The following is an 11,882-nucleotide window of genomic DNA, read 5'->3' on the forward strand; positions in this document are numbered from 1 at the left end:
ACCTGCTCCACCAGGCCGATACGCTCGGCGGTGGCGGCGTTGACGCGCTCGCCGCACAGTATCATCCGCTTGGCCCAGCCTTCACCCACCAGCCACGGCAGGTTTTGCGTGCCGCCGGCGCAGGGCAGCAGACCGACGCTGGCTTCCGGCAGCGCCATCTGCGCCTGCTCCTCGGCGATGCGGATGTCGCAGGCCAGCGCGCACTCCAGGCCGCCGCCCATCGCATAGCCGTTGACGGCGGCGATGCTGACGCCGCGGAAGGCTGACAGGGCTTCGAACGCTTCGCCGAACAGCATGGTCATCTCGGTGGCCACCTTCTTGTCGCCGTTGGCGAACATATTGAGGTCGGCGCCCGCGGAGAAGAATTTTTCGCCTTGACCGGTGATTACCAGCGCGTAGATGTCGCGGTCGGCATTGAGGTCGGCCACCAGTTGCTTCAGCGCCGACAGGCTGGCGTGGTTCCAGGTGTTGGCCGGCGGGTTGTCTATGGTCACGACGGCGGTGTGGCCGCGTTTTTTCCACGTTCAGGTGGGCGTATGTGTTCATCTTGCGTATTCCTTTTATCGATGGCGGGGCGTCTAGCGCAGCGTTTCCAGCGCGCCGGCCTGCAGCAGCTTGCGGCGATGATCATGCGCATCACCTCGTTGGTGCCTTCCAGTATCTGGTGCACGCGCAGGTCGCGCACATGGCGCTCCAGCGGGAAGTCCTGCAGATAGCCGTAGCCGCCGAACAGTTGCAGCGCGTTGTTGGCGATATTGAAACTCAGATCGGTGGCCAGGCGCTTTGCCATCGCGCAATAAGTGGAGGCGTCCGGGCTGCCGCTGTCCAGCTTCCACGCCGCCAGGCGCACCATCTGCCGCGCCGCCACCAGTTCGGTCAGCATGTCGGCCAGGCGGAATTGCACGGTTTGCAGTTCGGCCAGCGGCTGGCCGAACTGCTGGCGCTCCTGCACGTAGCGCTGCGCCGCGTTCAGCGCGGCCTGGGCGGTGCCTACCGCGCAGGTGGCGATGTTGATGCGGCCGCCGTCCAGGCCCTTCATGGCGAAGGCGAAGCCCTGGCTTCCTCGCCCAGACGGTTTTCCAGCGGGATCTCGACATTGTCGAAGGTGATGGCGCGGGTGGGCTGGCTGTTCCAGCCCATTTTCTTTTCCTTCTTGCCGTAGCCGACGCCGGGCGCGTCGGCCGGCACCACGAAGGCGGAGATGCCCTTGGCGCCGGGACCGCCGGTACGGGCCATCACTAGCAGCACCTGGGTGCTGCCGGCGCCGGAAATGAACATCTTGCCGCCGTTGAGCACGTAGACCTCGCCCTTTTTGTCGGCGCGGGTCGTCAGCGAGGCGGCGTCGGAGCCGGCGCCCGGCTCGGTCAGACAGTAACTGCCCAGCACTTCGCCGGCGACCATGCGCGGCACCCATTTTTCGGCCAGGGATTTGCCGCCGAAACTGGAAATCATCCAGCTGACCATATTGTGGATGGTGAGATAGGCGGCGGTGGAGGTGCAGCCCGCGGCCAGCTCTTCAAAGATGATAGCGGAATCCAGCCGCGGCAGGCCCAGGCCGCCGTAAGCTTCCGCGGTGTACAGGCCGAGAAAGCCCATGTCGCCGCTCTTGCGGATCACGTCCAGCGGGAAGGTGGATTCGGCATCCCATTCCGCGGCATGGGGCGCCAGTTCGCGTTCGGCGAAATCGCGCGCGCTTTCCTGAAAGGCGATCTGGTCTTCGGTGAGTGAGAAATTCATGCAAAGCTCCTGTGGCCGCCGGATGTTTCCCTTCTCCCGGGAGAGAGGACGGAGAGGGGCGCGCTTGCGCTTCCCCTCTCCACAGCCCCTTTCCCGCAAAGGGCGAGGGTCAATCTCCGGCGGCGCGTAGATAAAGGGTTAGCGCAGCGAGATGGTGGTGTGCACCTTGCCGTTGCTGGCCTCGTCATCGAACCAACGGCTGGTGACGGTTTTGGTCTGGGTGTAGAAAGCGATGACCTGTTTGCCGTAGGGGCCAAGGTCGCCCAGCTTGGACGCGCGGCTGCCGGTGAAACTGAACAGCGGCACCGGCACCGGGATCGGCACGTTGATGCCCACCTGGCCCACCTCGATGTCTTCCTGGAACTTGCGCGCCGCCGCGCCGCTCTGGGTGAAGATAGCGGTGCCGTTGCCGTTGGGGTTGGCGTTGATGATGGCGATGGCTTCGTCCAGGGTGTCGGCGGCGACCAGACATAGCACCGGGCCGAACACTTCCTGGTCGTAGATGGCCATGCCGGGTTTCACGCCGGAGAAAATGGTGGGGCCGACGAAATTGCCGCTGTCATGGCCGGCCACCTTGACGCCGCGACCGTCCAGCTCAAGCTTCGCGCCTTGCTCGACGCCCTTGGCGATCAGGCCCTCCACTCGTTCGCGGGCGGCGCAGGAGATCAACGGCCCCAGGTCCAGATTGTCCTTGCCCGCACCCACTTTCAGCGATTTGGCCTTGGCCACCAAGTCGGGTATCCATTGCCGCGCCTCGCCCACCAGCACCGCCACGGTCAGCGCCATGCAGCGCTGGCCGGCGGCGCCGAAGGCCGCGCCGGTGAGCTGGTTCAGCGCCTGTTGCTTGTTGGCGTCCGCCAGCACGATGGCGTGGTTCTTGGCGCCCATCATGCATTGCGCGCGTTTGCCGCTGAGGGTGGCGCGCTGGTAGACGTGGGTGCCCACCTTGGTGGAGCCGACGAAGGACACCGCCTTGATGTCCGCATGATCGCAGATGGCGTTGACCACATCGGCGGCGCCGTGCACCACGTTGAGCACGCCCTTGGGAATGCCGGCCTCAAGCGCCAGTTCCACCAGCCGCATCGTCACCATCGGGTCTTGTTCGGACGGCTTGAGCACGAAGGTATTGCCGGTGGCGATGGCCATCGGGAACATCCACAGCGGGATCATCGCCGGGAAATTGAACGGGGTGATACCGGCGCAAACGCCCAGCGGCTGCTGCACCGTGTAGGTGTCGACGCCGCCGGCCACGTTCTCGGCGTATTCGCCCATCTGCAGCGTGCCGATATTGGCGGCGTGCTCCACCACTTCCAGGCCGCGGAAGATGTCGCCTTCGGCGTCGGCCAGGGTCTTGCCTTGCTCGGCGGTGAGGATGGCCGCCAGTTCTTTCATGTTTTCGCGGATCAACTGCTGATATTTCAGGAAGATGCGGGCGCGGGCGCCGATGGGGGTTTTCTTCCAGGTTTTGAACGCTTCCTTGGCCGCGGCGACGGCGGCGCTCACTTCGTCGGCGGTGGCCAGCGGCACGCGCGCCAGCACTTGCTGGGTGGCCGGGTTGACGATGTCGCGCCATTCCTGGCTGCGGGACTCGACGAACTCGCCGTTGATCAACAGTTTGACGCTGGGGACTGCCTGGTTCATTGCACTGCCTCCTCGATTATAGGGTGCTGCATTCTTTGGCCCGCGGCCGGCTCAGTCATAGCGGTAGAAGCCCTTGCCGCTCTTGCGGCCCAGATGGCCGGCCTGCACCAGCTGCGAGAGCAGCGGGCAGGCGCGGTATTTGCTGTCGCGGAATTCTCGGTGCAGGATGTCCATGATGGACAGGCAGGTGTCCAGGCCTATCAGGTCGGCCAGCGCCAGCGGGCCGATCGGGTGGTTCATGCCCAGCTTCATCACGGTGTCGATGTCTTCCGCCGTGGCCAGATTTTCAAACAGCGCGAAGGCGGCTTCGTTGATCATCGGCATCAGGATGCGGTTGGAGACGAAACCGGCCCCGTCCTTTACCGTCACCGGGGTCTTGCCCAGCGCCTGCGACAGATGGAACACGCTTTGGTAGGCCTCGTCGCCGGTTTGCAGCGCGCGGATGATCTCCACCAGCTGCATCACCGGCACCGGGTTCATGAAGTGCATGCCCACCACCCGCTCCGGATGGCTGACCCAGCTGGCGATGCGGGTGAGCGAGATGGACGAGGTGTTGGAGGCCAGCACGCAGCCGGCGCCGACGGCGGCGTCCAGCTCGCGGAAAATCTGCTCCTTGATCGCGGCGTTCTCGGTGGCGGCTTCTATCACCACGTCGCAGCCGGCCAGGTCGGCCAGCTTGGTGGTGGCGCGGATATGGGCGACGATGCCCGGGATGTTGGCCTCCGCGATCAACTCTTTCTTGGCCATCCGCTGCAGGCTGATGTTGATGTTGGCGATGCCTTTCACCAGCGCGGCGTCACTGACGTCGGCCAGCTGCACGTCGAAGCCTTTCATCGCAAACACCTGGGCGATGCCGTTGCCCATCGTGCCTGCGCCCACCACACCGATTTTCTTGCTCATCTGGCTCTCCTGGATTATTTGCTCTATTGTTGATCACGATAACTTGACGTTTACGTCAACGTCAACAGACAATGAGCATAAACCAGCCAACTGTGGCGCCCATGGCCGCAGTACTACAGTCGGGGAGCGGGATGCATGGCGGAGCAGGTTTTCAATATCACCGAGCTGGCGCAGGAATTCGACATCACCACCCGCGCCATACGCTTCTACGAGGATCAGGGCCTGCTGGAGCCGGAGCGGGTGGGGCAGAGGCGCATTTACAACCGCCGCGACCGGGTGCGGCTGATGCTGATCCTGCGCGGCAAGCGCATCGGGCTGTCCTTGCAGGAGATCCGCGAGTTGTTCGCCTTGTACGACGCGGCGCACGACGATGCGCCGCAATTGCAGGAGTTTATCCGCATCCTGGCGCGCAAGGAACAGCAGCTTCTGGAACAGATGGAAGACATCAAGGTGGTGCTGACGGAAATCGGCCAATTGCGCGGCCAGTGCGAAAAGGCGCTGGACAAGCGCGTCAACGGCCACAACCAAGCATAAAGGAGCAGTCATGCAACAGCAGGAAATCGTGATCGTAGGCATGGCGCGTACCGCCATGGGCGGCTTTCAGGGCGCGTTGTCCGGACTGGCCGCCAGCCAGCTGGGCGCCGCGGCCATCCGCGCGGCGGTGGAGCGCGCCGGCGTGGCCGCTGGCGAGGTGGACGAAGTGATCATGGGCTGCGTGCTGCCAGCCGGCCAGGGCCAGGCGCCGGCGCGGCAGGCCGCGCTGGGCGGCGGTCTGCCGCTGGCGGTGCCCTGCACCACGGTCAACAAGATGTGCGGCTCCGGCATGAAGGCGCTGATGTTGGCGCATGACCAGCTGTTGGCCGGCAATGGCCGGGTGGTGGTGGCCGGCGGCATGGAAAGCATGAGCAACGCGCCCTACCTGGTTCCCAAGGCGCGCGGCGGCCTGCGCCTGGGACACGGCGAGATCAAGGACCATATGTTCCTGGACGGCCTGGAAGACGCCTACCAGAAGGGCACGCTGATGGGCGTGTTCGCCGAACAGTGCGCCGAGAAATACGGCTTCAGCCGCCAGGATCAGGACGAGTTCGCCATCGGCTCGCTCACCCGCGCCCAGGCGGCGATTCGCGATGGCCGCTTCAAGGACGAGATCGCGGCAGTGACGGTGCCGGGCCGCGGCGGCGACACCGTGGTGGACAGCGACGAGCAGCCGCTGAAGGCCAACCTGGACAAGATTCCCACGCTGAAGCCGGCGTTCAAGAAGGACGGCACCGTCACCCCGGCCAATGCCAGCTCCATCTCCGACGGCGGCGCGGCGCTGGTGCTGATGACGGCGGCGGAGGCGGCCAAGCGCGGCCTGAAGCCGATCGCGCGCGTGGTGGCGCACAGCAGCCACGCGCAGGAGCCGGGCTGGTTCACCACCGCGCCGGTGGGGGCCATCGAGAAGCTGCTGGCCAAGACCGGCTGGCAGGTGGCGGATATCGACCTGTTCGAGATCAACGAGGCCTTCGCGGTAGTGGCGATGGCGGCGATGCACGACCTGAAGCTGCCGCGCGACAAGGTTAATGTGCACGGCGGCGCCTGCGCGCTGGGCCATCCCATCGGCGCATCCGGCGCCCGCATCGTGATCAGCTTGCTGTCGGCGCTGAAACAGTACGGCGGCAAGCGCGGCGTGGCCAGCCTGTGCATAGGCGGCGGCGAGGCCACCGCGCTGGCGGTGGAACTGGTGTAAACCGCGCAAACGCCAGCATGGACAGCAGGCTGCCGGAGCGATCCGGCAGCCTGTTTTTCCGATGGCCATCGTTCGCCAAACAGCCTCTTCCGTGCCGGCAGGCGGCTTGCGCCGGCGCGGGCGGTATCTTTCAATCCGGCGGCAGGCAATAATGCCTGAGTGGCAGTTTGCCGCCGGCTGTTCTATCATCGCCCCCCTTTAGCCCTGCACACGAAAGCCGTCATGACCGACACCATAGAAGCGTTGCCGCCCGAAATCCAGCTGGACGACTACCTGGCGGCGCACAACGCCACCATCGTCACCACCGAGGGCAGCCATGCGGTTTCGGTGCATGGCGAGCTCGAACTGAATGGCCAGCGCATTCCCTATCATCTGGTGCCGGACGAGGGCTTTTTGGGCAAGAGCGGCAAATGGCGCAAGCTGGACGCCGAGGCGCGCCTCGCGTTGGTGAAGGAGCGCTGGAACGACGCCGCCCGGTTGAAGATGGAGGGGCAGCTGGCGGCCTGCGCGCGCCAGGTGTTCGAGGTGCAGGGGGTCGATCATCTGCGCGTGCTCAGCGCCTTCCTGGCCAAGTACGAGCGGGCCAAGGCGCGCTGCACAATCACGCTTGACCGGGTGGCTGCCGCGCGTAGCCAGCAAAACGTCAGCCAGGCGGTCGCCAAGACCCGTGACGCGGTCAATCTGTCGCTTTATCCAGAATCGTTCGCCACGGCCTACGCGATGCAGCGCCACTTCATCGCGGTACTGGGGCCGACCAATTCCGGCAAGACCCACGCGGCGATGGAGCATCTGCAAAAGGCGAAGAGCGGCGTCTATCTGGCGCCGCTGCGCCTGTTGGCTCTGGAAAACTATACCCGGCTGCAACAGGCCGGCATCGCCGTCAGCCTGATCACCGGCGAGCAGCGCAAGCTGCATCCGGATGCCACCCACGTCGCCAGCACGGTGGAAATGCTGAACCCGGAGCGGCAGGTGGAGGTGGCAGTGATCGACGAGATCCAGCTGCTGGACGACCCCGACCGCGGCGCGGCCTGGACCGCAGCCGTGTGCGGCGTGCCGGCGCAAACCATCTATCTGGTGGGCGCGCCCGAAGCGCTCGAGGCGATAGAATCGCTGGTGGCGCGGGTGGGCGGCACGCTGGAAGTGCGCACGCTGGAGCGCAAGACGGCGCTGCAGATGGACAAGGCGCCGCTGTTGTCGCTGAAGAACCTGCGGCCCGGCGACGTGCTGATCGCCTTTTCCCGCCGCGAGGTGCTGAACTGGCGCGACAAGGTGATCGAGCAAGGCCTGTCGGTGTCGGCGATCTATGGCAATTTGTCGCCGGAAGTCCGGCAATCGCAGGCCGAGCGCTTCGTGGCCGGGGAGACGCAGGTGGTGGTGGCCACCGACGCCATCGGCATGGGCCTGAACACGCCGGCGCGACGCATCATTTTCACCACCGCCAGCAAGTGGGACGGCTATGCCGAGGGCGTGATCCAGGCGGCGCTGGCCAAGCAGATCGCCGGCCGGGCGGGGCGTTTCGGCAAGCATGAAACCGGTTTCGTCGCCGGTTTCGACGGTGTGACCCATAAAACCATCTCCGCTCTGTTGCGTCAGAAGCCGGAGCCCCTGCCGGAAAGCGGCTTTTTTGTCGCGCCCGGGCTGAAGTATCTGGAGGCGATTGCCGAGGCGACCGGCGAAGGCAAGCTCAAGTCGCTGCTGAGCCTGTTTGCCCGGCACATCAATGTGCATGACGAATTCTTCCTGCCGGCCAACCTGTCCGAGCAGATGGCCAAGGCGGAGTGGCTGGATGCGCTGCCGTTGAGCCTGGCCGACCGCTTCACCTTCAGCCTGTGCCCGGTGTCCACTAAGATCGCCATGTTGGAGACCGCGCTGCATGACTGGGCGGAGCAGCGCGCCCGCAAGCGGACCGCGCCGCTGTTGCGCATGGTGGGCAGCGGCGGCCGCAACGAACTGCAGTATTTGGAAGACAGCTGCAAACTCTATGCCGCGTATGCCTGGCTGGCCTACCGCATGCCGGATACCTTCCCGGATGGCGAGATGGCGCAGCTGTTGATGCAATCAACGTCGGAGCGCATCGACGCGTTGCTGCAGGTGCAGAACTCGCAGAAGCGCAAGGGCAGAGGCGGAGCCGAGCCTGCGTCCCGCAAGCCGGGCAGCCGCCATCGGCGCTGATCGCGCTTCCCTGCGTTTGAACCATGAGAAAAGCCCCGCGTTTTGCGGGGCTTTGTCTGGCAATGCTGCGCGGCTCAGGCCGTGGTGGAAATATTGGTGCTGGAGATGCTGGGTTGCAGCAGCGACTGGTTGGCCTGATACTGCGATACCGCCAGCTGCCCACCATTGGTGCGCTGTTGCGCCTGGGTGACCGACTGCGTCGCCTGGGTTGCCGGCGCGGTTGCGGTTTGAGCGGGCGTGGGTGCCTGCGGCGGGGTCGTCAGTTGTTGAGCCGCCGCCGGCTGATTGGCCGCCTGCGCGGTTTGCGTGGCGGTGGCCTGAGTCGCCGCATTGTTGTTGGCGGTGGCATTGGCCTGGGCCGGCTGGGTCGGCGCGGCAGTAGTTGGAGCCGTATTGCCATTTACCGCCGGGGCGATTGCGGCCGCAGTGCTTGGCTGCGGGTTGGTGGCAAGTACCGATGCGGAGTTGTTGACCTGTGTCGGGTTGACCTGCGGGGTTGCCGCTTGAGCGCTGACAGGCGTCGCGGCAGCTGCCTGCGCTTGCTGAGCCTGTTGGGTTTGCTGGCTTTGACTGTTGGCCAGCTGCTGCTGCAGTTGCTGTTCCACCCGTGCGGTGTCCGGGTTCTGCCGTACGGCGACCTGAGTTTGCGGCGGGCTCGCGGTTTGCTGCACGGCGGGCTGGGCATTTTCCAGCGACGACTGTACCTGCCGGGTGTTGAGTCCGGTATACAGAGGTTGCGTCGCAGGATTGCCTACGCTGGCGATGTTTGCCATGGCTACAGTCCCAATGTTCCTATATCGCTGATATTAGAACACTTTTTATCTTTCCGTGGAAATTTTTGCTGCTTATTTCAGCAATACCAGCTGCAGCATGTGTTGCGCCAACGCATCCACGTCCAATTCTCCGTCGCGGCGATACCATTGCACGGTCCAGTGCAGGCTGCCCAGCAGGGTGCGCCGCAGTAAGCGGGTATCCTGTTTCACCAAGCCGGCCAGCGCGGCTTCGTCCAGCACCTGCTGCCACAGCGCCTCGTAGCGGTCGCGCAGCACGATCAGGCCGGGTTTGGCCGATGGCGACACGCTGCGCCATTCGTACAGCATCACTTCCAGCGCGGCCTGGTTGTCGCCCAGCAGCGAGTTGAGGTGGACGCGGAACAGCGCGGCCAACCGTTCGTGCAGGCTACCGGCCTGCGAGATGGCTTCGGCCAATTGTTCGGTGGTGCTACTGATGCCCAGCGCCATCACCGCAACCAGGATCTCCTCCTTGGTGCGGAAGTGGTAGAACAGGCTGCCGGATTGCATGCCGACGGCGTTGCCAAGGTCGCGCACCGTGGTGCGTTCGTAGCCTTGGTCGCGGAACAGCATCGCCGCCGCGCGGACCAGCTCCATGCGGCGGGTGTTTTCTTCGGGTTGCTTAGGAGTTTCCGCTGCGCTCATTTCAGTCCCGGATCTGGTTGGGGGGCGGGGAAAGCAGGCCCTGCGCAGCCTGCCACACCATGTCTGGCTGCATTTTCTCCAGGCAGTCGGTATGGCCGTAAGGGCAGCTGCGCTCGAAACAGGGACTGCAGTCCAGGTTCAGCGACACCACCGCGGCCTGGTCGGACAAGGGCGGGGTGAAGTCCGGGCTGGACGAGCCGTACAGCGCCACCAGCGGCTTGTCCAGCGCGGCGGCGACGTGCATCAGGCCAGAGTCGTTGCAGACCGCCAGCGAGCACAGGCCGATCAGGTCTATCGCCTCCTCCAGGCCGGTGGCGCCGCACAGGTTGACGGCACAGCCCTGCGACAGCCGGGAAATCTCCTCGCCTATCTCCTTGTCCTTGCCGGAGCCGAACAGCCATACCGCGTAGCCGGCGGCGTCGAAGCGGCGCGCCAGTTCGGCGAAGTGGCGCGCGGGCCAGCGCTTGGCCTGGCCGTACTCGGCGCCGGGACAGAAGGCGATGATGAGGCGGCCAACATCCAGCCCCAGCCGTTGCGCGACCAGTTTCTGCACTGCGGGGTCGGCGCTGAGGCGGGGATTGGGGATGGGGCGGGGCAGCGGTCGCTTCTTGTCTTCCGCCAGCGCGCAGAAGCGCTCCACCATCATCGGCAGTTCGTGCTCGTCCAGTTCGCGGCTGTCGTTGAGAAAGCCGTAGCGGGATTCGCCCAGAAAGCCGGTGCGCAGCGGAATGCCGGCAAACAGGGGAATCAGCGCCGACTTCAGCGAGTTGGGCAGCACGATGACCTGGTCGAAGCCTTCGCGCGCCAGTTGGCGCGCCACCCTCCAGCGCTCCATCAGACGCAGCGCGCCGTGGCCAAAGGGATTGAGGTGGGATTTGGCCACTTCCGGCATCCGCGCCAAGAGCGGCAAGGTCCAGGACGGCGCGAACACGTGCAGCTCCAGTTCCGGATGGCGCTGGTGCAGGCGTCGGTACAGGGGCTGGGCCATTACGCTGTCACCGACCCAGGAGGGGCCGATGACCAGGATTTTTTTCTTCATGTGGTGCTTCCGGTTCCAAATGCAAGCCGGCTGCGGCCAGCCGGCTTGCATTTGGCGGCGGCAAGCAAAAAAGGTGTGGCCAGCGCCACACCCTTTGCAGTCGACGCGGTCGAAAGCCTTAATGGTGATGGCTGACCGGGCCGACCAGCTTGTATTTGGTGCCGCAGTAGGGACAGAGCGCCTCGCCTGTCTGCTGCACCGGCAGGTAGACGCGCGGGTGCGAGTTCCACGCCTTCATGTCCGGCATCGGGCAATGCAGCGGCAGGTCGTGCTGGGTGACTTCAATATAGCGTTCGGTGTTTTCTTTGAGTTCCGTCATGGTCATTCCTGGTTGCAGCAAGCGGGGCGTCCGAAAAACGTGTGCCAGCAGCGCGGCGCGGGGCCGCATGCTGGCTGGCGCGCGCTGCGGATTCTACCGCTTATTTTACGTAAGTGAGCCAGTGTTCGTGTTCGGCGTCCTGGCCCTTGACGATGTTGAAGTAGCGCTTCTGGATTTCCGCGGTGATCGGGCCGCGGCTGCCGTTGCCTATCGGGCGACGGTCCAGTTCGCGGATCGGCGTGACTTCGGCGGCGGTGCCGGTGAAGAAGGCTTCGTCGGCGCTGTATACCTCGTCGCGGGTGATCCGCTTTTCCACCAGTTGCAGGCCCATTTCGGCGGCGATCTGCACCACGGTGTCGCGGGTGATGCCTTCCAGCGCGCTGGTCAGGTCGGGAGTATATAGCTTGCCCTTGCGAACCATGAAGATGTTTTCGCCGGAACCTTCGGCCACGAAACCGTCCACATCCAGCAGCAACGCCTCGTCGTAGCCGTCGGCGGTGGCTTCGTTGTTGGCCAGGATGGAGTTCATGTAGTTGCCGTTGGCCTTGGCCTTGCACATGGTGATGTTGACATGGTGGCGGGTGAAGGAGCTGGTCTTCACGCGGATGCCTTTTTCCAGGCCTTCCTCGCCCAGATAGGCGCCCCACGGCCAGGCGGCCACGATCATCTGCACGTCGTTCTTCAGCGGGGCCACGCCCAGCTTGCCGGAGCCGTAAAAGGCCATCGGACGGAAATAGCAGGATTTCAGGCCGTTGGCCTTGACCACGTCCAGGTGGGCCTGGTTGACCTGTTCCGGAGTGAAGGGCAGGGCCATGCCCAGGATTTTGGCGGAGCGGAACAGGCGCTCGGTATGGTCCTGCAGACGGAAAATGGCTGGACCCTTGGGGGTTTCGTAGGCGCGCACGCCTT

Annotated in this window: 13 protein-coding genes; 3 read left to right on the top strand and 10 right to left on the bottom strand. The window is 64.8% G+C overall.

Features of this window, described 5'->3' with window-relative positions; all coding sequences use genetic code 11:
- The 5 genes from BI344_RS19545 to BI344_RS19560 form a co-directional block, all read right to left on the bottom strand.
- On the bottom strand, positions 1–494 hold a 494-nt coding region (locus BI344_RS19545; protein WP_139167080.1), incomplete at its 3' end, for an enoyl-CoA hydratase.
- Positions 491–1,039 carry an acyl-CoA dehydrogenase family protein gene (locus BI344_RS25510; protein WP_241499409.1) on the bottom strand — a complete coding sequence of 183 codons (549 nt, stop codon included), beginning with the start codon at positions 1,037–1,039 and terminating at the stop codon, positions 491–493. The genes BI344_RS19545 and BI344_RS25510, both read right to left, overlap by 4 nt.
- Positions 1,036–1,737, bottom strand: coding sequence for an acyl-CoA dehydrogenase family protein (locus BI344_RS25515; RefSeq protein ID WP_241499410.1), 702 nt, complete (start codon positions 1,735–1,737; stop codon positions 1,036–1,038). The genes BI344_RS25510 and BI344_RS25515 overlap by 4 nt, the downstream gene beginning before the upstream one ends.
- Before the next feature lie 138 nt (positions 1,738–1,875).
- Positions 1,876–3,378, bottom strand: a complete 1,503-nt coding sequence (locus BI344_RS19555; RefSeq protein WP_071114486.1) for a CoA-acylating methylmalonate-semialdehyde dehydrogenase — start codon at positions 3,376–3,378, stop codon at positions 1,876–1,878.
- A gap of 51 nt (positions 3,379–3,429) precedes the next feature.
- Positions 3,430–4,278: a 3-hydroxybutyryl-CoA dehydrogenase gene (locus BI344_RS19560; protein ID WP_071114487.1), complete on the bottom strand. Its 849-nt coding sequence runs from the start codon at positions 4,276–4,278 to the stop codon at positions 3,430–3,432.
- A gap of 135 nt (positions 4,279–4,413) precedes the next feature.
- On the opposite strand from BI344_RS19560, the gene BI344_RS19565 reads away from it, so the two are divergent.
- The 3 genes from BI344_RS19565 to BI344_RS19575 all read left to right on the top strand — a co-directional run bounded on the left by BI344_RS19565 (position 4,414) and on the right by BI344_RS19575 (position 8,179).
- The gene (locus BI344_RS19565) at positions 4,414–4,812 is read left to right on the top strand and encodes a MerR family transcriptional regulator (RefSeq protein WP_071114488.1); all 399 of its coding nucleotides are present in this window, start codon (positions 4,414–4,416) and stop codon (positions 4,810–4,812) included.
- A 10-nt stretch (positions 4,813–4,822) separates the two neighbouring features.
- On the top strand, positions 4,823–6,007 hold the full coding sequence (locus BI344_RS19570) for an acetyl-CoA C-acyltransferase (protein ID WP_071114489.1): 1,185 nt from the start codon (positions 4,823–4,825) through the stop codon (positions 6,005–6,007).
- A gap of 222 nt (positions 6,008–6,229) precedes the next feature.
- Positions 6,230–8,179: a helicase-related protein gene (locus BI344_RS19575; protein ID WP_071114490.1), complete on the top strand. Its 1,950-nt coding sequence runs from the start codon at positions 6,230–6,232 to the stop codon at positions 8,177–8,179.
- 74 nt (positions 8,180–8,253) lie between these two features.
- Here BI344_RS19575 and BI344_RS19580 read toward each other — a convergent pair whose 3' ends face one another.
- The 5 genes from BI344_RS19580 to BI344_RS19600 form a co-directional block, all read right to left on the bottom strand.
- The gene (locus BI344_RS19580; RefSeq protein WP_071114491.1) at positions 8,254–8,952 is read right to left on the bottom strand and encodes a hypothetical protein; all 699 of its coding nucleotides are present in this window, start codon (positions 8,950–8,952) and stop codon (positions 8,254–8,256) included.
- Between the two features lie 72 nt (positions 8,953–9,024).
- Entirely contained in the window at positions 9,025–9,567 is a 543-nt protein-coding gene (locus BI344_RS19585) for a TetR/AcrR family transcriptional regulator (RefSeq protein ID WP_241499411.1), read from the bottom strand.
- A gap of 49 nt (positions 9,568–9,616) precedes the next feature.
- Complete coding sequence (gene waaF / locus BI344_RS19590) at positions 9,617–10,654, bottom strand: lipopolysaccharide heptosyltransferase II (protein WP_071114493.1); 1,038 nt, start codon at positions 10,652–10,654, stop codon at positions 9,617–9,619.
- A gap of 118 nt (positions 10,655–10,772) precedes the next feature.
- Positions 10,773–10,973, bottom strand: a complete 201-nt coding sequence (locus tag BI344_RS19595; RefSeq protein WP_071114494.1) for a zinc-finger domain-containing protein — start codon at positions 10,971–10,973, stop codon at positions 10,773–10,775.
- A gap of 100 nt (positions 10,974–11,073) precedes the next feature.
- Positions 11,074–11,882 (bottom strand): branched-chain amino acid transaminase (locus tag BI344_RS19600; protein ID WP_071114495.1); only part of this gene is annotated, 809 nt, incomplete at its 5' end.

It is taken from the genome of Chromobacterium sphagni (assembly GCF_001855555.1).
Classification (GTDB): Bacteria; Pseudomonadota; Gammaproteobacteria; order Burkholderiales; family Chromobacteriaceae; genus Chromobacterium; species Chromobacterium sphagni.